Raw genomic sequence first — 22,497 nt, 5'->3', positions numbered from 1 at the left:
ACCGGCCGGCCCTCGGCCGGTCGCGTTGGTTCTGCTACTGATTCTCAGGAGGTCGCGGCGTGGGTGAGTTCGTCAGGCTCGAAGTGGACGGCGGTATCGGGACGATCAGGTTGGATCGTCCCAAGATGAACGCGCTCAACAGTCAGGTCGAACGCGAGATCCTGGAGGTGGCCACCGAGGCGGCCGAACGGGACGAGGTGCGTGCGGTGATCGTCTACGGCGGCGAGAAGGTGTTCGCCGCCGGTGCCGACATCAAGGAGATGTCCGAGAAGTCCGCACCGGAGATGGCCGCCAAGGAGCGCCGGGGGCTGTCGGCCGCGCTGACCGCGGTGGCCGAGATCCCCAAGCCCACCGTGGCCGCCCTGACCGGCTACGCGCTCGGAGGCGGCTTCGAACTTGCCCTCACCTGTGATCGCCGCATCGCCGCCGAGGGACTCAAGGTCGGCCAACCCGAGATCCTGCTCGGGGTCATCCCCGGGGCGGGCGGAACCCAGCGGCTGGCACGGCTGGTCGGTCCCAGCAAGGCCAAGGACATCGTCTTCAGCGGCAGGTTCGTCGAGGCCCAGGAGGCGTTGTCGTTGGGCATGGTGGACGAGATCGTCGCGGCCGACGACGTCTACGCCGCCGCCCGACGCTGGGCGGAACAGTTCGTCAACGGCCCGGCGCACGCGCTCGCCGCGGCCAAGCGGGCCATCGACGAGGGGCTCGAGGTCGACCTGAACACCGGGCTGCGCATCGAGACACACCTGTTCACCTCGTTGTTCGCCACCGAGGACCAGAAGACCGGGATGCGCTCGTTCATCGAGAACGGCCCGGGCAAGGCCGAGTTCGGCGGGAAATGAGCCGACGGCCGTGGCGTACGAGTTCGACGCTTCCGACGTCGCCTTCCTGCGCTCTCCCGAGGGGCGGCGTGCCCTGGAGCGGGTCGCGCGGTTGCCGCTGAGCGAGACCTCCCGGCTGGCCGACACGGCAACCGCGAGGGAGGTGGCGGGCAGGCGGTACGCCCCGGCCGTGCTCGAAACGGTCGCCCTGCGCCGCAGGGCGACCGCCAAGCTGCGCGACCCCGCTGACTGGTTGTTCACCGACACGGCGTTGCAGCAGGCCACCACCGGTTCGGTCGCCGCCCACCGGGCCTCCCGGCTGGCTGGCAGGGACGTGCACGACGTGACCTGTTCCATCGGAGCCGACCTCGTCGAGGTCGCACCGGTGGCCCGGCGCTGCGTCGGCTCCGACCGTGACGAGGTGCGGCTGCGCATGGCGCGGGGGAACCTCGCCGTGCGCGGCCTGGCCCCCACCCTGGTGCGGGCGGACGCGTTGCGGCCGGTGACCACGGGAACCGCCGTGGTCGCCGATCCGGGCAGGCGCGACGGCGGAGGGCGCAGGCGCTGGAGTCCGGAGGATCTGGAGCCGCCGTTGCGGGAGCTGATCGAGACCTACCGCGGTCGTGACCTGGTGATCAAGTGCGCTCCCGGGCTGGACTTCGAGGCCGTGCCGGACGAAGCCGAGATCGAACTGGTCTCGCTGGCCGGGCAGGTGCGTGAAGCGTCCCTGTGGTTCGGCGGGATCGCTGATCCGGGGGTCGGGCGCGGTGCCACCCTGCTGGACGAGGGGGGCGCGGTGAGGTTGCGGGTCACCGACGCCGAACCGGACGAGTGCCCGGAGCGGGAGATCGGCGAATGGTTGGTCGACCCCGACGGCGCCGTCGTGCGCGCCGGGTTGGTGCGCCAGTACGCGGCCCGCTACGGACTGGGCCAGCTCGACCACCGCATCGCCTACCTGACCGGGGAGGAGCCGCCCCCCGGAGTGCGCGCGTTCCGGGTGCTCGAACACGGCAAGTACAACGAGAAGACTCTGCGTGCCCTGCTGCGTCGTCACGGTGTCGGTCGGCTGGAGATCCTGGTCCGAGGTCTGGACGTGGACCCGGACGCGTTGCGCGGGAGGCTCAAGCTCTCCGGGCAGGCGGGCGCCACCGTGGTGCTCACCAGGGTGGGCAGAACCCCCACCGCGATACTGTGTCGTGCCGAGACGACGTGACAGGCGGCGATCGCCGTTGACCGCCGTCCGTACGACCGGGTTGTCGACCAGCGCGTGTGCCGAGCGGTTCAGCCGCCGCGTGCACCGTTCGGCACGGTGTTCGTAGCCGTAGTGACGTGTGACGCGTGAAATACGGCGGCGCGGCGCCCGCCCGGATCTCTATCCTGGGGAGAGTTATGGCCACTGCACCCGTTTCGCCCTCGCTGTCCGAACTGCGCGACCGCCTGACCGACCTCATGCCGCAGGACCATCGGCGGCTGCGGCGGCGCATCGAAGGTGCGCACAAGATCCGCGACCAGGAGGCGCTGCGCGGCGTCGTGGCGGAGATCTCGGCCGACATCACCGCCGCCCACGAGCGCGTCACGCGTCGCAGGGAGCGGCTTCCCGAGATCACCTATCCCGAGGAGCTGCCCGTCACGGCGCGACGGGAGGATTTGATGACCGCCATCAGGGACAACCAGGTGGTCATCGTCGCGGGGGAGACCGGCTCAGGCAAGACCACGCAGCTGCCGAAGATGTGCCTGGAGCTCGGTCGGGGAATCCTCGGCTCGATCGGCCACACCCAGCCGCGCAGGCTCGCCGCGCGCACCGTCGCCGAGCGCGTCGCGGCCGAGCTGGACACCGAGGTGGGCGGCGCGGTCGGTTACCAGGTCCGATTCACCGAGCGTGCCGGTGAGGACACGCTGGTCAAGCAGATGACCGACGGCATCCTGCTGGCCGAGATCCAGCGGGACCGGCTGCTGCGGCGCTACGACACGCTGATCATCGACGAGGCGCACGAGCGCAGCCTCAACATCGACTTCATCCTCGGCTACGTCAAGCAGATCCTTCCCAAACGCCCCGACCTCAAGGTGATCATCACCTCGGCGACCATCGATCCGGAACGGTTCTCCCGGCACTTCGACGACGCCCCGATCGTGGAGGTGTCCGGCCGTACTTATCCGGTCGAGGTGCGCTACCGGCCGTTGGTGGACGACTCCGACGAGCTGGAGGACGTCGAGCGCGACCAGATCACCGCCATCGGGGACGCGGTGGACGAGCTGTGCGCCGAGGGGCCAGGGGACATCCTGGTCTTCCTCAGCGGCGAGCGGGAGATCCGCGACACCGCCGAGGCCCTGGAACAACGAAAACCCGCCAGCACCGAGGTGCTGCCGCTGTACGCGCGGCTGTCCTCGGCCGAACAGCGGCGGGTGTTCCAACGGCACTCCACCCGGCGCATCGTGCTGGCCACCAACGTCGCCGAGACCTCGTTGACCGTGCCGGGGATCAAGTACGTCATCGATCCGGGAACCGCCCGGATATCCCGCTACAGCTATCGGACGAGGGTGCAGCGGCTGCCCATCGAGCCGATCTCGCAGGCTTCCGCCAACCAGCGCAAGGGCCGCTGCGGGCGGGAGTCCGAGGGGATCTGCATCCGGCTGTACTCCGAGCGGGACTTCCTGGACCGGCAGGAGTTCACCGATCCGGAGATCCTGCGCACCAACCTCGCCTCGGTGATCCTGCGCATGACCTCCCTGGGACTGGGGGACGTGGCTTCCTTCCCCTTCGTGGAACCGCCGGACCGGCGGCAGATCACCGACGGGGTGAACCTGCTGCACGAACTCGGTGCCCTGGAACAGCCCACGAAACGGGGCAAGCAGGACAACCAGCGACTGACCAGGATCGGCTCCAAGCTGGCGCAGCTGCCGATCGACCCCAGGTTGGCGCGGATGATCGTCGAGGCCGAGACGAACGGCTGCGTGCACGAGACGATGGTCATAGCCGCGGGCCTGTCCATCCAGGACCCCAGGGAACGTCCCGCGGAGCACCAGCAGGCGGCCGACCAGCGGCACGCCCGGTTCGCCAACAAACAGTCCGACTTCCTGGCCTACCTCAATCTCTGGCAGTACCTGCGCGAGCAGCGCGGGGAGCTGTCCGGCAGCCGATTCCGGCGGATGTGCCGCGAGGAGTACCTCAACTACCTGCGGGTGCGGGAGTGGCAGGACCTCTACGGGCAGCTGCGGCAGATGGTCAACTCCCTCGACATCTCGATCAACGACCAGCCCGCCGACGAGGACCGGATACACCAGTCGCTGCTGGCGGGGCTGCTCTCGCACATCGGGTTGAAGGACACCGAGCGCAAGTCGGGGTCCAACCGGCGTTCCGCGAGCGAGTACCTCGGGGCGCGCGGGGCCAAGTTCGCGATCTTCCCCGGTTCGGCGCTGTTCAAGAAGCAGCCGCAGTGGGTGATGGCCGCCGAGCTGGTGGAGACCTCGAAGCTGTGGGCGCGCACCGTGGCGAAGGTCGAGCCCGCCTGGATCGAGCGGCTGGCCGGGCATCTGGTCAAGCGCCACTACAGCGAGCCGCACTGGGAGAAGGACAAGGGCGCGGTGATGGCCTACGAGCGGGTGACGCTCTACGGCGTTCCGCTGGTGGCCGGTCGCAAGGTCAACTACGGTCGTATCGAGCCCGAGCTCTGCCGGGAACTGTTCATCCGGCACGCCCTGGTCGAGGGGGACTGGGACACCCGCCACGAGTTCTTCCACACCAATCGCCGACTGCTGGCCGAGGTCGAGGAGCTCGAACAGCGGGCTCGCCGCCGCGACATCGTCGTCGACGACGACACCCTCTACGACTTCTACGACCAGCGGGTCGGCGCCGAGGTCGTCTCCGCCCGGCACTTCGACACCTGGTGGAAGAAGGTCCGCGGGGAGCGGCCCGATCTGCTCACCTTCCCGAGGTCGCTGCTGTTCAACGAGACCTCCGCCGATGTGAGCGACACCGACTACCCCGACTTCTGGCAGCAGGGCAGGCACCGCCTGCGGTTGAGCTACCAGTTCGAACCGGGCAGCGACGCCGACGGGGTCACCGTGCACGTGCCGCTCGCGGTGCTCAACCAGCTCGGTCCCGGTGGTTTCGACTGGCAGATCCCCGGCCTCCGGGAGGAGCTGGTCACCTCCCTGCTCAAGACGTTGCCGAAACAGTGGCGGCGCGAGTTCGTGCCGGTTCCCGATCACGCCAAGGCGGTGCTGGCGCGGCTGCGACCGCACGAGGAGCCGCTGCTGGAAGCGCTTTCCAACGAGTTGCGCCGCATGACCGGGGTCACCGTTCCGCCGGAGGCATGGGATCCGCAACGGGTACCCGACCACCTGCGGATGACCTTCCGGGTGGTGGACGGCGACGGAGACGGCGGCGAGGAGCGCGTCCTGGCGGAGGGCAAGGACCTCGAGGAGCTAGCCGAGCGGTTGCGCCCCCGGTTGCGGGCCGAGATATCGGCGGCCGCCGAGACCATCGAGCGGCACGGCCTGCGGGAGTGGGACTTCGGCAAGCTTCCCGGCACCTTCGAGCGCCAGCGCAACGGCCAGGTGGTCAAGGCGTACCCGGCGTTGGTCGACGAGGGCGACAGCGTCGGCATCCGCGCCTTCGACACGGCCGCCGAGCAGCGGGAGCAGCAGCGTCGTGGTGCGCGCCGACTGGTGCTGTTGAACCTGCCCTCACCGGCGAAGTTCCTGCGGCGCCAGTTGACGAACTCGGCGAAGCTGGTGTTCGGGCGCAGTCCGCACGGGGACCAGGAGCGCCTGTTCGAGGACTGCATCGCGTGCGCGGCTGACGTGCTCATCGAGCAGGCCGGTGGGGTCCCCTCCGACCAGGAAGCCTTCGACCGGGTGGTCCAGCGGGTGCGTGCCGGGCTGAACGAGACCTCGGCCCACGTCGTCTCCGCCGTGGAGCGAATTCTCACCACGCAGCAGCGTGTCGAGTCCGAGGTGGAGGGAACGCGCTCACTCTCGGCGGACGCGGCCGAGGACATCCGAACGCAGCTGTCCAACCTGGTCTACCCCGGTTTCGTCACGGACGCGGGCTGGTGGCGGTTGGCCGATCTGCGGCGTTACCTCAGCGCGGTCTCCTACCGGTTGCAGAAGGTCGCCCACCACCCGGCCCGGGACCGCGATCTCATGGACCGGGTTCGGGCTGTGGAACGCCGCTACCAGGAGATGCTCGACTCCCTCGGTGAGGGCGAACCGGTCGGGGAACAGCTCTGGTCGATCGGTTGGATGATCGAGGAACTGCGGGTGAGCTACTTCGCGCAGGAGCTCGGGACGCCGCGCTCGATCTCGGAGAAGCGGATACACCGGGCCATGGACAAGCTCCGATCCTGATGCACTGTGGCCGCCCCGTCGTCGTAGCTGGCCGGGCGGCGGAACCTCTCGTGCGGCTCTCGCCGCGGGTGCCCCCGGAGGTTCCGCCACGGAACCAACCAGGCGGACCGAGAGGTCGAACTCGGATCTCACGCGGGCGTGACCGTGATTCCCACCGCTCCGGGGCCGGCGTGCGCGCCGATGATCGCGCTGGTCTCCTCCAGCAGGGGTTCCCGCGCCGGTGACAGCCTGCCGCTCAGCCTGTCCAGCACCCACTTCGCGCGTTGGGGGGCCTGGAAGTGCTCCGCCGCGACGCTGACCCTGCCGGGACTGGTGTTCGTGGCCTGGTCCACGGCCTTGCGCAGTGCTCGTTCCGGGCCGATTCCCCTGCTCAGCTGGTGCAGCTCTCCCTCGCGCATCACCAGCAGGGGTTTGATGGAAAGCGCCTTGGCCAGGCTCGCCTGCCCGCCGCCGACCCGTCCGCTGCGTCGCAGGTACTCCAGGGTGTCCACGTAGACCATTTCGGTGGTGCCGTTCAGCCGCTGGTGCAGCAGGTCGAGCACGGTGTGCTCGTCCGCGCCCTCGGCGGCCGCCTCGGCGGCGGCGATCACGGGATAGCCGAACCCGAGGCCGCACAGGCCGGAGTCGACCACGTGCACGGGCACGCTGACCTCGGCCGCTGCCGTGCGCGCGGCCTCGCAGGTCGCGGAGAGCCGGGATGAGAGGTGCACCGAGACGATGGCCTCGGCCCCGGCGCTGACCGCGTCCGAGTAGTTCCAGAAGAACGCCGGGGCCGGTGGGGCGGAGGTCTCGACCGGGAGCCCACCGCGCATCGCCTCGGCGAGTCTGGAGTGCGGCACGCGTCGCTCGTCGTCACTCTCTCCGTCGATGGTCAGGTCCAGCTGCACCACCGTGATTCCGAGCTGCTCTGCCAGTCGGTACGGGATGGAAGCGGTGGAGTCTGTAACGATGGCGACGCGTTGGTTCATTCTTTCAGGCTAGACTTGATCACCTTTTCGTATGAGTTCCCCGTGAGGGAAGAGGTGTTCGGTGACGAGGGGGAATTCGGGTGCCCCGCGGGAGGGAGCCGTCGCGGAGTGAGTACCGTCACCCTCGTACCTGGGTTACGCTGGGGCTACCGGCCGGTAACATCCGGGGTGGTTGGCGTCACTGTGCTTTTCACGGGGCCACGTGGCAAGGTCAACCTTCCCGGGGACATGCCGCGCCGGGACTACTCAGCCAGGAAGCCGTCAACAGTCCGCAGGAGGTCGGAGAGGACCCATGAATATTGTCGTCCTGGTGAAGCAGGTGCCGGACACGTGGTCCGAGCGCAAGTTGTCCGACTCGGATCACACGTTGGACCGGGCATCCGCCGATGCGGTGCTGGATGAGATCAACGAGCGGGCCGTTGAGGAGGCGTTGCTGGCGAAGGAGGCCCACGGCGGTGAGGTGACCGCGCTGTGCATGGGTCCCGAGCGCGCGACCGAGGCGATCCGCAAGGCGCTGTCGATGGGCGCCGACAAGGCAGTGCACCTCTCGGACGAGGCGCTGCACGGCACGGACGCGGTCGGTACGGCCAAGGCGCTGGCCAAGGTGGTCGGCACGCTGGAGTCCGTGGACATGATCATCGCGGGCAACGAATCCACCGACGGGCGCAGCGGTGCGGTCCCGGCGATGCTGGCCGAGCTGCTGGGGTGGCCGCAGCTCACCTACGCGCGCTCGCTGTCGCTGGACGGTTCGACGGTGACGATCGAGCGGGAGACCGACGCCGGGGTGACCAGCGTGCGCGCCGAGCTCCCCGCCGTGGTCAGCGTCACGGAGAAGATCAACGAGCCGCGGTACCCCTCCTTCAAGGGCATCATGGCCGCGAAGAAGAAGCCGGTTTCCACGCTGACGCTGGCCGACGCGGGCATCGACGCCGGTGAGGTCGGACTGTCCGGCGCGTTGACGCAGATGGTCTCGTCCGCGCCCGCGCCCCCGAAGGAAGCGGGTCAGCAGGTCACCGACGAGGGTGACGGTGGAACCCGCATCGTCGAGTTCCTGTCGGGCAAGAACCTCGTCTGAAGGACCCTCACCGGAGGGGGTCGGACTCGAGCGCCGGTTCGGGCGAGGCGACCGGTTCCGGCGCTGGGACGACCGGTGTCCGCCCACGAGGGTGATCGCGGGGGACCCGGAAAGTCGCGGGTCGTGGTGTGTTTCGGCTTCGGTCGCGTTTGAGAAGGGCGTTATCCATGTCTGAGGTGTTGGTCCTCGTCGACCACGCGGGTGGCGAGGTCAAGAAGGTTACGTACGAGATGCTCACGGCCGCGCGCCGGCTGGGTGAGCCCGCCGCGGTGGTCACCGGTGGCCCCGGAGCCACGGACAAGATCGCTGACGCGCTGGCCTCGGCCGGGGCGGCCAAGGTTTACACGGCGGAGTCGGCCGACGTCGACAACTACCTGGTAACGCCGCAGGTCGATGTGCTGGCGAGCCTCGTCGAGCGCGTCTCGCCCGCGGCGGTGCTGACGTCGGCCAGCGTGGACGGCAAGGAGATCGCGGGCAGGCTGGCGGTGCGCACCGGCAGCGGACTGCTGTCCGAGGTCGCCGACATCGATGCCGAGGGAGTGGCGGACTACTCCCTGTTCGGCGGTTCCTACCAGGCCAGGGCCAGGGTGGCTTCCGGTGTGCCGGTAATCTCGATGCTGCCGGGCAGCGTCGATCCCGAGACGTTGAACGGGGACGGCGCGCGCGAGTCCGTCGAGGTCCCCGCCGCCGACTCCGGCAAGGCCGGCGCCGTCACCGGCAGGCAGCCCGCCGAGTCGGGCGACCGTCCCGAGCTGACCGAGGCCAACGTGGTGGTCTCGGGAGGACGTGGCGTCGGCAGCGCGGAGAGCTTCGAGGTCGTCGAGAAGCTCGCCGACTCCCTCGGTGCCGCCGTCGGTGCCTCCCGCGCCGCCGTCGACTCCGGCTACTACCCGGCCCAGTTCCAGGTCGGTCAGACCGGCAAGACGGTCTCCCCGCAGCTCTACATCGCGCTGGGAATCTCCGGTGCGATCCAGCACCGCGCCGGTATGCAGACCTCCAAGACCATCGTGGCCGTCAACAAGGACGCCGAGGCGCCGATCTTCGAGATCGCCGACTTCGGCGTCGTCGGTGACCTGTTCAAGGTGGCTCCGCAGCTGACCGAGGAGGTCGGCAAGCGCAAGGGCTGACGTCGAGTTCGCCTGACGCGTCCGTCCGGGGGCGGGAACCGATCGGGTCCCGCCCCCGAGCGCTGTTCGGGAGCGGTCGCCCGCCCACAGTGGCCGGACGGTTCGCCGCTGGGCTGCTTCCTCGCGAACGGCGTCCCGGCGGCGGTTCCCGCCGATGAGTCCTGCCGACGGGCCGTGACAGCGGGACCTGCCAACGGGTCCCGCCGCAGCGGGCCACGACCGGGCTCCGCACGCGGGCCCGCTCAACCACCCGGCATTCACCCGAAGTTCCCGCCGCGTCCGCCCGGCGCCACTACCGGTGGTCGCACGAATCCGGCTACATCTGCGGACATGGCCGATACAGCGCATTCCGACTCGACGTTGCTGGCCGCCACGGACGGGTGGGACCGGAACGGGGCAGACCGCTACTCGCTGCATCTGACCAGGGAACCAGCCGAGATCCGCGCCGCCCAGCGGCTGCGCCACCGGGTGTTCGCGACCGAGATGGGCGCTGTCGTGCGCGGGAGCCCGACAGGACTGGAGACCGACCGCTTCGACGAGTTCTGCGACCACCTCGTGGTGCACTCGCGACGTTCGGACGAGATCGTCGGCACGTACCGGATGTTGCCGCCCCGGCACGCCCTCGCCGCGGGACGGCTCTACTCCGACGACGAATTCGATCTCACCGCGCTGGCCCCGTTGCGCCCCGATCTGGTCGAGACCGGGCGCTCCTGCGTGCACCCGGACCACCGGAACGGGGCGGTGATCGGCCTGATCTGGGCCGGCATCGCCCGCTACCTGCTGCTGTACGGCCATCGCTGGCTCGCCGGGTGCGCCTCGGTGCCCCTGGGGGACGGCGGAACCACCGCCGCCGGGGTGTGGCAGGCGGTCCGCAGGCACCACTACGCTTCCCGCGCTCAGCGGGTGTGGCCGTACGAACCCTGGCCCACCCGAGCGGTGCCCGCCCCCGCGCGGGTGCGCCTGCCACCGCTGCTGCGGGGCTACCTGCGGCTGGGCGCGCGGGTGTGCGGCCCACCCGCCCACGACCCGGAGTTCGGCGTCGCCGACTTCTTCGTGCTGCTGGACTCGCACGAGATCGACCAGCGCTACCTCACCCGTTTCCTGGGGGAGTCGTGAGCGGCACGGACGCCTGGACCCCCACCTCGCCGTGCGACACGCGCTGCCTGCCCGCCCGGCACACCTTGCCCCGCGCCACGCTCGGCCGTAGGTTGCGCCGCGTTCTGGCGGTGGGAGTGCTGGTCGCGTGCGGACTGCTGCTCGTCCCCGCCGTGCCGGTGCTGCCCCGCGGGGTTCGGGGCGGAGCGGGCCGGGTGTGGTTCAGCGGTCTCCTCGCGGCGTTCGGGGTGCGGTTGCGGGTGCGGGGAGCCCCGCCCCGGGGCATCGAGGAGAACGTGGGCACTCTGGTCGTGTCCAATCACGTCTCCTGGTTGGACGTGCTCGCGTTGCAGGCGGTGTGTCCGATGCGGATGTTGGCCAAGTCGGAGGTGCGCGGTTGGCCCCTGATAGGCGTGCTCGCGGTGCGGGCGGGCACCCTGTTCATCGACCGCGACCGGCCCAGCCGCCTGCCCCTCGTGGTCGGCGCCGTGGCCGACGCACTGCGCCGGGGGCACGTGGTCGGCGTGTTCCCGGAGGGCACGACCCGGTGCGGTCGGAGGGTCGGACGGTACCGCTCCGCCCTCTTCCAGGCGGCGCTGGACACGGGGGCGCCGATACACCCTGTGGCCCTGCGCTACCGGCTGGCGGACGGTTCCCCGACCACCGCGGCCGCCTTCGTGGGTGAGGACACCCTGCTCGGCTCGTTGCGCGAGGTGCTCGGTGTACGCGGCCTCGTCGTCGAACTGGTTTCGCTGCCGTCGCCTCGTCCGGAATCGGTGCCCGACACCGGTCGTCCCGGACTCCCCGCGAACTGTCGGGGCGGTTCGACGGGACCGCCGGAACCGAGGGGAGGTCCCCGGACTCCGGCGTCGACCGCGCGGCGGCGGCTCGCCGCCCGGTGCGCCCGGGCCACCGCCGAGGTCTGTGAGACACGTCCCCCGGAAAACCACTGGACTTGTACCGCGGTGGAAGTCGCAGCATCGTGCGGTGAGCGATCAGAGCGAACCCGAAGGGACGAGTGCCGCGACCGAACCGGTACCCGGCAGGTCGCTGTGGGCACCGCCGTACCGTAACTTCACCGTCGGGCTGGTCCTGGTGGTCACGCTGGTCGCCTTCGAGGCGATGGGAGTGGCCACGGCACTGCCCACCATAGCCTCCGAACTGGACGGGCAGCGGTGGTACTCCTGGGCGTTCACGCTGTTCATGGCCTCCAGCGCCGTGGGGACCGTGTTCGCCGGGCGGCTTTCCGACCGCCACGGGCCCGCCCTGCCGCTGTTGCTGGCGCTGCCGCTGTTCGCCACGGGACTCGTGGTCGCGGGATCGGCACCGAACATGCCCGTGCTGCTGGGGGCCCGAGCCCTGCAGGGGCTGGGCGGCGGAAGCGTGGCCGTCCCGCTCTACGTGATGATCGCCAGGGTGTACCCGCAGCGGTACCGGCCGAGGGCGTTCGGGATCATGTCGGCCGCCTGGGTGCTGCCGTCGCTGCTCGGCCCCGCCGTGTCCGGAGTGGTCACCGAACAGCTGCACTGGCGGTGGGTCTTCCTCGGGCTGGCACCTCTCGTGCTGCTCGGCGCGGTCCTGCTCGGCTCCACCGTGCTCCGGGCGGGCAGCGGTCCCGAGGGAGAACCGGCGGCGCGGCGGGGGCTGGTCCTGGCCGGGCTCGGTGCCGGGGTCGCCACCGTGGCGCTGAACTGGAGTGCCGATCACCCCTCCGCGCTCTCGGGTGTGCTCGGGGCGCTGGCCGTGGGCTCGCTGTGGGGGTCCCTGCGAGTGCTGCTGCCCAGCGGGACGCTCGCCGCACGTCCCGGCATCCCGGTCATGGTGCTGGCGCGCGGTCTGCTCGCGGGGATCTTCTTCACGGCGGAGGCGTTCATCCCGCTGGTGCTGACCGTCGTGCACGGTTACTCCGCCGCGCTGGCCGGGATACCGCTGACCGTGGCCTCGCTGGGGTGGACGGCGGGATCGTTCTGGCAGGCCAGGCAGCACCGTTTCAACAGGGAACACCTGGTGGCGGCCGGATTCCTGCTGGTGGTGGTCGGAGTGTTCGGGGTGGCTCTGGCGGCCCCGGAGTGGGGCGCGGATCGGGCCGTCTTCGTGTTCTGGTCGATCGGCGGCGCGGGGATGGGACTGGCGATATCCAGCACCGCGGTGCGCGTGCTGGGCCTTTCGGACCCCGCCGAACGCGGTTTCAACTCGGCGGCGCTGCAGATCTCCGACATGCTCGGGCAGGCGCTGCTGGTCGGCTTCGGCGGTGCCGTGGTGAACGCGCTGGCGAGCACGCGGGAACCGACCGCGGGGGTGCTCGTGCTCGCCGTGGGGCTGATCGTGACGGGTTCGCTGGGTGCGAGCCTGGTGGCGCGTTCCCGAAGGATTATCCTGGACGGGCGATGACGTACCTGGACCATGCGGCGACCACCCCCATGCGGGCGGGCGCCATCGAGGTCATGACCGAGGCGCTCGCCACGTTGGGCAACGCCTCGTCCCTGCACACCTCCGGCAGGCGAGCCCGTCGTGCGGTGGAGGAGTCCCGCGAGGACATCGCCGCCGCCCTCGGAGCCCGCCCCTCCGAGGTGCTGTTCACCGCTGGGGGGACCGAGAGCGACAACCTCGCGGTCAAGGGGATCTTCTGGGCCCGCAGGGACGCCGATCCGCGACGTCGTCGAGTGCTCGCCGCCGCGGCGGAGCACCACGCCGTGCTCGACACCGTGGAGTGGTTGGCCGAGCACGAGGGTGCCGAGGTCACCTGGCTGGAGGTCGATTCCTACGGAAGGGTGACACCCGAGGTCTTCGAGGAGGCGGTCCGCGGCGCCCCGGAGGAGATCGCGCTGGCCACCGTGATGTGGGCCAACAACGAGGTGGGTACGGTCAACCCTGTCCCGGAGCTGGCCGAGGTGGCTGGACGCTACGACATACCGCTGCACACCGACGCGGTCCAGGCCGTGGAGACGCTGCCCGTGGACTTCGAGTTCTCCGGGGTGTCGGCGCTGACCATGACCGGACACAAGATCGGCGGCCCCTACGGTGTGGGAGTACTGGTGCTGGGCAGGGACGTCCCTTGCACGCCGCTGCTGCACGGCGGAGGCCAAGAGCGCGAGATCCGTTCCGGCACGCTGGACACCCCCGCGATCCTGGCCCTGGCCGGTGCGCTGCGCGAGGCGGTTGACCGCCGGGAGCACCACGCCCGGGAACTCACCGCGCTGCGGGACGAGCTGATCGAGGGAGTCCGCTCGGTGGTGCCGGACGCGGTTCTCAACGGTGACCCGGGTACCGTCGAAGGTGGTCGGTTGCCCGGTAACGCGCACTTCACCTTCCCGGGCTGCGAGGGTGACAGCCTGCTGATGCTGCTCGACGCCAGCGGTGTCGAGTGCTCCACCGGGTCCGCGTGCACCGCCGGGGTCGCCGAGCCCAGCCACGTGCTGCTGGCGATGGGCGCGGACGTGCGGGTCGCCCGGGGGTCGTTGCGGCTCTCGCTCGGACACGACTCGACCAGCGAGGACGTGCGGGCCTTTCTGGAAGCGATAGAACCGGCCGTACGACGGGCCCGCGGCGCCGGGCTCTCGGGGCTGAGCAAGACTTCGGTGGAATCGGCCACCGCGCCTACGGAGGTGTGAGGGTGCGAGTACTCGCGGCGATGAGCGGCGGTGTGGATTCGGCTGTGGCTGCCGCGCGGGCGGTCGACGCCGGGCACGACGTCACGGGTGTGCACTTGGCGCTGTCCGCCAAGCCGGGCACACTGCGAACGGGAGCACGGGGCTGCTGCACGGTGGAGGACTCCCGCGACGCGCGGCGCGCCGCCGACATCCTGGGAATCCCGTTCTACGTCTGGGACTTCGCCGAGCGGTTCAGCGAGGAGGTCATCGAGACTTTCGTGGGGGAGTACGCGGCGGGGCGCACCCCCAATCCGTGCATGACCTGCAACGAGAAGATCAAGTTCGAGGCCCTGCTGGAGAAGGCCGTGGCGTTGGGCTTCGACGCCGTCTCTACCGGCCACTACGCCAGGCTCTCCCACGAGTCGGGTGTGCCGGAGCTGCGCCGGAGCAGGGACGAGGGCAAGGACCAGTCCTACGTGCTCGCCTCGTTGACGCCGCAGCAGCTGCGGCACGCGATGTTCCCGCTGGGCGACTCGCTGAAGTCGGAGGTGCGCGAGGAGGCGGCCCGGCGGGATCTCGCCGTGGCGCGCAAGCCCGACAGCCACGACATCTGCTTCATCCCGGACGGTGACACCAAGAAGTTCCTGGACTCCAAGCTCGGTGAGCGGCCGGGCGAGATGGTCGACGCCGAGTCCGGCGAGGTGCTGGCCGAGCACTCCGGAGTGCACGGTTTCACGGTGGGCCAGCGCAAGGGGCTCGGCATCGACAAGCCCGCCCCCGACGGGCGCCCGCGCTACGTCCTCTCGTTGGAGCCGGTCTCCGGCACGGTCAAGGTCGGCTCCGCGGACCGGCTGGGCGTTACCGAGATAGACGCGGATCGGCCGATCTGGCCTTCGGAACGCCCCCTGGAGGGGCCGACCGAGTGCGTGGCCCAGATCCGCGCGCACGGTGAGACCGGCCGGGCCGTGGCCGAGACGACCGAGGAGGGCGTTCGCGTGCGGCTGCACGAGCCGATGCGCGGCGTGGCCCCCGGCCAGTCCGTGGTGCTCTACCGGCCCGAGGAGGAGGGGGATCTCGTGCTCGGCAGTGCCAAGATCTCCAGCACCCGGTGATGCGGCTCGGTTTTCCTGGCTGGTGCTGTGGCGGAACCTCGCGAGAGCCGCACGCGAGAACCCGCGGCGGCGCCGACGGCGTGATGGTAGGGGTTCGGCACCCACCGAGCTGAAGCGATCATGGTGAGATGTTCGGGGCAGCGATGTCTGGCGGCTTTCGGTGTGACCCCGCCTCCAGTGAGAAACGCTTGATTCCCGTTTGGCGAATGGCGCGAACTCCGTTGCGAGAATGGTCCTCGTGACGCAGCAACAGCCTTGGAAACCCGGTACCGCGACCGCCGTTGGTTCCATGCCAGGTACCGACCCGCTGGAGACCGCGCGGATCGTCGCGGGAGAACTGCCCGGGCTGACCCCGATACCGGAGCTGCCCGCACGTGGTGTGGGTGGCGACATGCTGGGACGCACCGCCGGGATGCTGCCCGACCTGGCGGTGGAGGTCGTGCCGTCCGGATATCGGGTCGCCCGTACGGCTGGGCGTGACCAGCGACGCGCGGTGGACCTGCTGCGATGGGACCTCGACGCGCTGGAAGAGGTGACCGCGGCCGACACCGCTCCCAGGCTGGTCAAACTCCAGGCCGCAGGCCCTTGGAGCCTGGCGGCGGGGATCGAGTTGCGCAACGGTCACCGCGTGCTGACGGACCACGGCGCGTTGCGCGACTTCACCGAGGCGCTGATCGAGGGAGTCACCCAGCACGCCGCGCAGGTCGCGGCCAGGACCGGTGGTCGGCCCCTGGTGCAACTGGACGAACCGACGCTGCCTGCCGTGCTCTCCGGCGACCTGCCCACTCCCTCCGGTTACGGCACCGTCCCCGCCGTTGCCGAGCCGGAGGCGAGGCAACTGCTCCAGCACACCATCGATCGGTTGGGCGAGACCGTGGCGCGTCCGGTGATCGTGCACTGCTGCGCCGCGCGGCCGCCGGTGCGGCTGTTGCGGCGAGCCGGGGCCGGTGCGCTGAGCCTGGACGCCCGCGTCCTGGAGTCCGTCTCCGGGGAGTTCGCGGAGGAGGTCGGCGAGGCCTGTGACGCGGGGCTGCCGTTGCTGGTGGGCATGGTTCCCGCGATCGAACCGGGTCGGGAACCGGGCCCGCGCGAACTCGTGGAGCCCGTGCGCGCGTTCGTGACGAAGCTCGGTTTCTCCGAACGGGTGCTGGCCGAACAGGTGGTCGCCACCCCCACCTGCGGGCTGGCGGGCGCCTCACCGCGTTGGGCGCGCCGTGCGCTGGAGCTGTCCCGCGAGCTCGGCGAGATGCTCCCTGAACGGTTCCCGGAGGACTGAGCGGCGGCCCCACAGCGGCCCCGGAGATTCCGCACCACGCCTCCCGCCCCGGAACCGCGTGGGTGGCTTCCGGGCCGCGTCAGGGACGGGGGCGGGGATCGGACCGGTGCGTCCCGGGCCGGTCGGGTACCCGTCCCGGGACGGATTCCGAGAGGTACGCGAAACGGCCCGAAAGACTGAAACGGCGGCTCCGTTACCGGGAATCCGGTAACGGAACCGCCGTTCCTGGGGTGAGTGACGGGATTCGAACCCGCGACTCCTGGGACCACAACCCAGTGCTCTACCGCCTGAGCTACACCCACCGTGCTCGCCCGGGCTCATCGCCGGGCAACGAATCCCATCCTAGCGTGGCCGATTCTCGGACTCGCAGCGGGTTCCCCTTTCGGCGACCGTGATCGAGATTCCGCTGCGCAACCCCGTTGGTGAGGTGTTTCAGTCCTCCTCGAGCCGTCGTTTCGCCTGTTCGGTACCGCCGACCCGCTCCTCGGACAGCAGTTCGGAGGCGATCTCCTGCGCCTGTTCGCTGGAGGGCCCCGGCTGCGGGACGAAGGCGGTCCGCCGGTAGTAGGCGAGTTCCCGGATGGACTCCCGTACGTCGGCCAGGGCCCGGTGGGCCAGTCCCTTCTCGGGCTGCGCGTAGTAGATGCGCGGGTACCACCTGCGGCACAGCTCCTTGATGGAGGAGACGTCCACCATGCGGTAGTGCAGGTACTGGTCGAGTTCCGGCATGTCCCTGGCGATGAAACCGCGGTCGGTCGCGATCGAGTTCCCCGCCAGTGGCGCGGAGCGCCCGTTGGGCACGTGTTCCCGCAGGTACTCCAGCACGCGCTGCTCGGCCTGGGCGAGCGTGACCGTGGAACGGCGTACCTCCTCGGTCAGTCCCGACCGGTCGTGCATCTCGCGCACGACCTCCGGCATCCCGCGCAGGGTATCCTCGTCGGCGTGGATCACGACGTCCACGCCCTCGCCGAGGATGTTCAGGTCGGCATCGGTGACCAGGGCGGCGATCTCGATCAACGCGTCCTTGCCGAGCTCCAGCCCGGTCATCTCGCAGTCGATCCACACTAGACGATCGTTCACCGTCATTAGCCTAACGCGCCACGGTGGGTGCACGCTAAGCCGCTGGTGTGTCGCCACTTCCCCCGATCGTGCCGTGCGCTCGCCACCCGCCGAACTCGGATATCCCGCGTCCGGCGGGCCCGGAACTCAGCTCGATGACGGGGGGCGTTGCGGCAGCCGGTTCGGGACGACCTTTCCGGTGGCGTTCCTGGGGAGTTCGTCCAGAAAGACCACGTCGCGGGGGCGGGCGAACGCGGAGAGCTTCTCCCGCACCCGGTCCCGCACGGTGTCCTCGTCCAGCTCGTACCCCTCGTGCGGGACGACGAAGGCGGCCAACCGCTGTCCGTGCTTCGCGTCCTCGACGCCGGTGACGGCCACTTCGCGCACTTCCTCGAACGCGGCGATCACGTCTTCGGTCTCCTTGGGGTAGACGTTCTCCCCGCCGGAGACGATCATGTCGTCGGCCCGGCCGACGATGAACAGCCGTCCTCGTTCGTCGAGGCGGCCGAGATCACCGGTGGGCATCAACCCGTCGCGGCGCCTGACCTCCTTGCCGTTGGTGTAGCCCTCGAACAGCATGTCGTTGCCGACGTGCACGCCTCCGGTCTCGCCGGTCGGCACCGGGGAACCGTCCTCGTCCAGAATCCGGAGGATGGTCCCGCGTGGTGGTCTGCCCGCCGTACCGGGGGCATCGCGCAGGTCCCGTGGATCGGCGATGCTGACCCAGGATGCCTCGGTCGACCCGTAGAAGTTGTACAGCACCGGACCGAAGGCCTCTTGGAACTCGGCGGCGAGGGTGCCGGACAACGCCGAACCGCTGCAGGCCACGATCCGCAGCGCGCGGTGGTCGTAGTTGTGGCGTTGTTCCTCGGGCAGTTCCAGGATTCGCTGCAGCATCACCGGTACCGCGAACATCGCGCCGCACCTGTGCCGCTGCAGCGCGGCGAGAGTCTGCTGCGGGTCGAATCCCCGACGCAGCACCAGAGTGGCACCGAGGACCGTGCCCAGCTGAAACGCGGCGAGACCCCAGGTGTGGAACATCGGTGCGCAGACCAGCATCCGTTCACCGCTGCGCAGCGGGACCCGGGAGATGATCGTCGTCGCGGGGCTCAGGCTCGGCGGGTCGGGGCGCCTCGCCCCCTTGGGGGTGCCGGTGGTCCCGGAGGTCAGTACGATCATGCGGCCGTGCCTGGGGCGCCGGGGTAGGGGGGTGGCCGGGGAGCGTCCGATGAGTTGCTCCAGCGTTGGACGGCTGGTTGTGCCCTCGGTCCAGCTCACCAGCGGTTCCACACCTTCGGGCAGGGTGAGTTCCTCGGCGAACTCGGCGTCGGAGATCACCGAGACCACGCGCTGTTCGGCCAGTACCGCCGAGAGCTGTTCGGCGCTCATGCCGGTGTTGAGCAGCACGGCGTCGGCGCCCAGCTTGCTCGTCGCGAGCAGCGCCTCGACGAAACCGTGGTGGTTCCGGCACAGGATCGCCACCCTGGAGCCGGACTCCACGCCGTATCCGCGCAACCCGTTCGCCAGCCGGGTGGTGCGTTGTTCCACCTCCGCGAAGCTCAGCGCGCCGCGTTCGTCGATCACGGCGGGCCGGTCGGGGTGGCGTATCGCCCCGACCGCGTATCCCAGGGGGATCGCGATTCCCCAGCGGCGGTAGGCCAGCGCGATCCGCAGCAGCTTGTCGGGACGCATCGGGCGGACGACACCCTGTCGGATCAGGGTCAGCACATCGAGCAGCAGCGGAGCTCGGCGCTCGGCCCAGCGCGCGAGCGCGCCGTCACCGGCTCGCTGGCGTCGACGTCTGGCGGCTGTCCCGGAGAACGGGGTCCGGGGCGGGCTCTCGGGGGTCCGCTCGCTCGTCACACGGCACCTCGCAAATCTATCTACTGGTGAGTAGATAATGCCTGGTGTGATGTCTCGAAGGAAGGGGAGTCGCGTCACGAATCTCCCGAACGCGCGATCGAGTGGCACACTCAGTGGAGTGAGTGGTTACGACGCGCGGCTGTGGCGGGTTCTCGACCGGGCCCTGCTGGTCCTCGCCGTCGGCACGGTGGCACTGCTGATCGCGGTCGGCGGCTCGTCACGACGGGCTGACTCGTTGCTGGGGTTGCTGATCCTGGCCGCGGCGGTACTTCCCGTCGCGGTGACCGTGGTTCGACTGCCCGCCCACGCCCGCGCGAGACTGCCGGAGCTGCCGCGGCGTCGTCGGCTGTTGACGATCACCGCGTTGCTGGGGGCGTGCGCGGCGGTGTGCGTAGCGCTCTGGAGCCTGTTCAACATCGTGGCGCCCGGAACGTCGGCGCCACTGGCGCTGGCGGTGCCCGCGCTCGCCGTCGCCGGGATCGCCACGGCGGGCAGCCGCGTCCTCGGGCGGCGGACCCGCTGATCGGGCCCTGCCCGCACGAAGGCGAAGAATCTCGGTAGTGGCGGCTCCTCGTCCTGCTCAGGACCACGCCGCCCGGTGGAGCGGGGAGGCAGCGGGACGGCGGAAAGTTCGCCGGACCCCCGCGCTGCCTCGACCCGCCGGCCACGGAGTGGGAGAAGATCAGACCGACCGGACGACCAGCCCGTCCCGCTCGCAGATGAAATCCAGTGAGCCCTCGAACTCCGCGATCGGCATCTCGTCGCGGATCAGTCGGTGCGGGCCACCGTGCGTCTCCACGCTCAACCGGTCGGCGGTGAAGTGCTGCTCGGAGTAGGAGGGGCCCTCGATCCGGACGTCCAGCTGCCCCTCGTGCAGCGTGATGGTCACCTGGCCGCCCGGGATGGACAGCGGCTCACCACCGCGGTTGAGCGTGATGCTGCCCTCGGTCGCGTTCTCCGGTAGGACGACGACCCTGCTCAGCGCGGCGTCCCTGCTCGAGTCCTGGCGGCTCATGGCGATGACGTCGCGTCGCAGGCTCTCGCCGGCTTCCCCCTCCTCGGGGCGCGGTGCCAGCAGTTCGGCGCCTTCCTTGGCTGCCAGCCGGTAGGGCTGCCAGGAGCCCGTACCCACCAGGTTGATCACCGAGTCGACGCTGCTGTCGGCGAGCAGCTCCTCGCTGTCCGGTGCCGGGGTGATCTCGGTGGCGTGCACGCCGCGCTCCTCGAGCAGTTGCCGTAGCGCTCGGGCGCGTTCCCGCGCCTTGCGGTCGAAACCACGGTTGATCGCGACCGTGGAGCCGCTAGTCCTCGCGGCGGCCGCTTCGGCGAGTTCCGCCAGCGGCGCCCACACCTCGGCCGGGTCCTGACCGGATGTCCGCCCGGAGCGGGTGCTGAGTACCTCGGTAGTGCTGTTCATTGCCCCAACTCTAGTCCGCCACCTTCCGTCGGCTCATCGTCCCGGAACGGCCGTTCGGCCCGGTGAGGGGTCGGTGTGACGAAACTCGCCCACCCACTGTCGTCGGCGCGGGTCTCACCGGTGTCCGGAAATGGCGGAACCGTCTCGTACGACGTGGTCCTTCGATGGTGCGCTCGCCTCCGCCACGCCGGTTCCGCGGGTGTTGCGTCCGGACCAGTGCGTTCTGGAGGCTGCTCCTCTCGAAGGTACCCGTCGGTCGGAGAGGTCAGCGACCGACCGACGCGCCGCACGTTGGGTATCCGGAGGCGATGGATGACCGAGTTGCTGTACTGCGCCGAACAGCCGAACGGCCGCATCCCGGAGACGGCCCACGGGGTGCTCGTCCGGTGGTTGGCGGCGGACGGCAGCCGTGTACGGGCCGGGCAGCCGCTGGCCGAGGTGCGAGCCGAGGGCAGGCGCGACCACGTGCACTCCCTCGCCACCGGAACCCTGCGCCAACAGGTGCGGCAGGGCGAGTTCCTGTTGCCCGGCTTTCCGGTCGGCCTGATCGAGTAGCCAGCCTGGGAAGCGGCGTCGCTCCCGTGGTCGTTGACTTCCGCTGCTATGTTGAGTTCCGCCGGAGCGGGGCGGCGACCGAGCCCGCCGTTCCGGTCAGTGACGCGGGGTGCCCGGCTCGTGAGCCGGGCTGAGAGAGACCCGTAGAACCTGAACTAGTTCGCACTAGCGGAGGGACGTCGCGGTGTCGTGGGCTCGTCCGTGCTGTCGTCACGCCCGTTCGACGGGTGGTTTCCACGCTGCGGGGACCGGTTCGCGCCGTGCCGCGCGGCGACCGTGGAGGAGCCACGTGCGCCGTCAGCACGCCCCCGTGCGCGTCCAGCCGCGAGAGGGGCAGCAGTGATTCCGAACGTGCTCACGATCGCCGGTACCGACCCCAGCGGGGGAGCCGGTATCCAGGCCGATCTGAAGACCTTCTCCGCCCACGGGACCTACGGCATGGCGGTGACCACGGCGCTCGTGGCCCAGACCACCACGGGGGTCTCCTCGGTGCTGGGGATACCCGCGAGTTTCGTGGCCGACCAGTTGCGCACCCTGCTCGACGACGTGCGCGTCGACGCGGTCAAGATCGGGATGCTGTCGGACGCGGAGATCATCCGCACCGTGGCCGCGGTGCTGTCCGAGTACTCGGCGCGCGAGATCGTGCTGGACCCGGTCATGGTCGCCAAGAGCGGAGACCGCTTGCTCGCCGCCGATGCCGTACGCGCGCTGCGCGAGGAGCTGCTGCCCCACGTGGACCTGATCACCCCCAACCTGCCCGAGGCGGCGGACCTGTTGGGGGAGAGCGAGAGCACCGACACGGCTGGCATGGCCCCGCAGGCCGAGCGTCTGGCCGCGCTGGGAGTCAAACGGGTGCTGCTCAAGGGTGGGCACCTGCTCGGTGCTTCCAGCGTGGACGTGCTGCACACCGAGAACGGTTCCGAAACCCTCTCGCACGAACGCGTGATCACCAGCAACGACCACGGAACGGGATGCACCCTCTCGGCCGCGACGGCGGCACTGCGTGCCCAGGGCCACGACTGGCCCTCCGCCGTGCGTGCGGCCAAGGAGTACCTCACCGGTGCGATGCGTGCGGCCGAGCTGCTCGACGTCGGACGGGGGCACGGCCCGGTGCACCACTTCCACCGCTGGTGGCCGGTCGATGGCGCGCCACTTCCCTGACGGTCCCGCGACCTCCCGACGAGTCCGGT

At 70.2% G+C, this 22,497-nt stretch carries 18 protein-coding genes, 1 tRNA gene and 1 riboswitch; of the genes, 14 read left to right on the top strand and 5 right to left on the bottom strand.

What is annotated here, in order from left to right; translation table 11 throughout:
• Positions 1 to 59: 59 nt before the first annotated feature.
• From BLQ75_RS12015 to hrpA, 3 genes are all read left to right on the top strand, one after another.
• Positions 60 to 842, top strand: a complete 783-nt coding sequence (locus BLQ75_RS12015) for an enoyl-CoA hydratase/isomerase family protein (protein ID WP_092601699.1) — start codon at positions 60 to 62, stop codon at positions 840 to 842.
• A gap of 10 nt (positions 843 to 852) precedes the next feature.
• Positions 853 to 2,034: a class I SAM-dependent methyltransferase gene (locus BLQ75_RS12010; RefSeq protein ID WP_092601697.1), complete on the top strand. Its 1,182-nt coding sequence runs from the start codon at positions 853 to 855 to the stop codon at positions 2,032 to 2,034.
• A 176-nt stretch (positions 2,035 to 2,210) separates the two neighbouring features.
• Positions 2,211 to 6,170 (top strand): ATP-dependent RNA helicase HrpA, encoded by a 3,960-nt coding sequence (hrpA, locus tag BLQ75_RS12005; RefSeq protein ID WP_092601695.1) that lies wholly within the window; start codon positions 2,211 to 2,213, stop codon positions 6,168 to 6,170.
• A gap of 128 nt (positions 6,171 to 6,298) precedes the next feature.
• Here the strand turns inward: hrpA and BLQ75_RS12000 are convergent, their stop codons facing one another.
• Positions 6,299 to 7,138, bottom strand: a complete 840-nt coding sequence (locus tag BLQ75_RS12000) for a DegV family protein (RefSeq protein WP_092601693.1) — start codon at positions 7,136 to 7,138, stop codon at positions 6,299 to 6,301.
• Positions 7,139 to 7,430: 292 nt separating this feature from the next.
• Between BLQ75_RS12000 and BLQ75_RS11995 the strand changes: the two genes are divergently transcribed.
• The 8 genes from BLQ75_RS11995 to BLQ75_RS11960 all read left to right on the top strand — a co-directional run bounded on the left by BLQ75_RS11995 (position 7,431) and on the right by BLQ75_RS11960 (position 16,413).
• Positions 7,431 to 8,213: an electron transfer flavoprotein subunit beta/FixA family protein gene (locus BLQ75_RS11995; RefSeq protein ID WP_043577098.1), complete on the top strand. Its 783-nt coding sequence runs from the start codon at positions 7,431 to 7,433 to the stop codon at positions 8,211 to 8,213.
• A 167-nt stretch (positions 8,214 to 8,380) separates the two neighbouring features.
• The gene (locus tag BLQ75_RS11990) at positions 8,381 to 9,340 is read left to right on the top strand and encodes an electron transfer flavoprotein subunit alpha/FixB family protein (protein WP_092601691.1); all 960 of its coding nucleotides are present in this window, start codon (positions 8,381 to 8,383) and stop codon (positions 9,338 to 9,340) included.
• A gap of 330 nt (positions 9,341 to 9,670) precedes the next feature.
• Positions 9,671 to 10,456, top strand: coding sequence for a GNAT family N-acetyltransferase (locus tag BLQ75_RS11985; RefSeq protein ID WP_092601689.1), 786 nt, complete (start codon positions 9,671 to 9,673; stop codon positions 10,454 to 10,456).
• Entirely contained in the window at positions 10,453 to 11,508 is a 1,056-nt protein-coding gene (locus BLQ75_RS11980) for a lysophospholipid acyltransferase family protein (RefSeq protein ID WP_092601687.1), read from the top strand. Before BLQ75_RS11985 ends, BLQ75_RS11980 begins: the two co-directional genes overlap by 4 nt.
• A complete protein-coding gene (locus BLQ75_RS11975; protein ID WP_244515472.1) occupies positions 11,423 to 12,826 on the top strand; it encodes an MFS transporter in 1,404 nt (467 codons plus the stop codon). Before BLQ75_RS11980 ends, BLQ75_RS11975 begins: the two co-directional genes overlap by 86 nt.
• Positions 12,823 to 14,046: a cysteine desulfurase family protein gene (locus BLQ75_RS11970; RefSeq protein WP_092601685.1), complete on the top strand. Its 1,224-nt coding sequence runs from the start codon at positions 12,823 to 12,825 to the stop codon at positions 14,044 to 14,046. The genes BLQ75_RS11975 and BLQ75_RS11970 overlap by 4 nt, the downstream gene beginning before the upstream one ends.
• Positions 14,047 to 14,048: 2 nt before the next feature.
• A complete protein-coding gene (mnmA, locus tag BLQ75_RS11965) occupies positions 14,049 to 15,137 on the top strand; it encodes a tRNA 2-thiouridine(34) synthase MnmA (protein WP_092601683.1) in 1,089 nt (362 codons plus the stop codon).
• A 229-nt stretch (positions 15,138 to 15,366) separates the two neighbouring features.
• Entirely contained in the window at positions 15,367 to 16,413 is a 1,047-nt protein-coding gene (locus BLQ75_RS11960) for a methionine synthase (RefSeq protein ID WP_092601681.1), read from the top strand.
• 226 nt (positions 16,414 to 16,639) lie between these two features.
• On the opposite strand, the gene BLQ75_RS11955 is transcribed toward BLQ75_RS11960, so the two are convergent.
• The 3 genes from BLQ75_RS11955 to BLQ75_RS11945 form a co-directional block, all read right to left on the bottom strand.
• A tRNA-His gene (locus BLQ75_RS11955) sits at positions 16,640 to 16,715 on the bottom strand.
• 130 nt (positions 16,716 to 16,845) lie between these two features.
• Positions 16,846 to 17,493: an oligoribonuclease gene (orn, locus tag BLQ75_RS11950; protein WP_092601995.1), complete on the bottom strand. Its 648-nt coding sequence runs from the start codon at positions 17,491 to 17,493 to the stop codon at positions 16,846 to 16,848.
• A gap of 126 nt (positions 17,494 to 17,619) precedes the next feature.
• Complete coding sequence (locus BLQ75_RS11945) at positions 17,620 to 19,164, bottom strand: AMP-binding protein (protein WP_425286450.1); 1,545 nt, start codon at positions 19,162 to 19,164, stop codon at positions 17,620 to 17,622.
• A 289-nt stretch (positions 19,165 to 19,453) separates the two neighbouring features.
• Between BLQ75_RS11945 and BLQ75_RS11940 the strand changes: the two genes are divergently transcribed.
• A complete protein-coding gene (locus BLQ75_RS11940) occupies positions 19,454 to 19,858 on the top strand; it encodes a hypothetical protein (protein ID WP_092601677.1) in 405 nt (134 codons plus the stop codon).
• Between the two features lie 159 nt (positions 19,859 to 20,017).
• Here the strand turns inward: BLQ75_RS11940 and BLQ75_RS11935 are convergent, their stop codons facing one another.
• Complete coding sequence (locus BLQ75_RS11935; RefSeq protein ID WP_092601675.1) at positions 20,018 to 20,752, bottom strand: hypothetical protein; 735 nt, start codon at positions 20,750 to 20,752, stop codon at positions 20,018 to 20,020.
• 312 nt (positions 20,753 to 21,064) lie between these two features.
• Here BLQ75_RS11935 and BLQ75_RS11930 point away from each other — a divergent pair, with 312 nt between their 5' ends.
• Both BLQ75_RS11930 and thiD read left to right on the top strand, forming a co-directional pair.
• On the top strand, positions 21,065 to 21,307 hold the full coding sequence (locus BLQ75_RS11930; protein ID WP_092601673.1) for a biotin/lipoyl attachment domain-containing protein: 243 nt from the start codon (positions 21,065 to 21,067) through the stop codon (positions 21,305 to 21,307).
• A 95-nt stretch (positions 21,308 to 21,402) separates the two neighbouring features.
• Positions 21,403 to 21,501, top strand: a riboswitch (TPP riboswitch).
• A gap of 145 nt (positions 21,502 to 21,646) precedes the next feature.
• Positions 21,647 to 22,468, top strand: coding sequence for a bifunctional hydroxymethylpyrimidine kinase/phosphomethylpyrimidine kinase (gene thiD / locus BLQ75_RS11925; protein ID WP_092601671.1), 822 nt, complete (start codon positions 21,647 to 21,649; stop codon positions 22,466 to 22,468).
• Positions 22,469 to 22,497 lie beyond the last annotated feature (29 nt).

Origin of the sequence: Actinopolyspora xinjiangensis, from assembly GCF_900104475.1 — a bacterium.
Lineage (GTDB): Bacteria > Actinomycetota > Actinomycetes > Mycobacteriales > Pseudonocardiaceae > Actinopolyspora > Actinopolyspora xinjiangensis.
The sequence above is the reverse complement of the archived record's forward strand: the minus strand, read 5'-3'. Positions and strand labels throughout refer to the sequence as shown.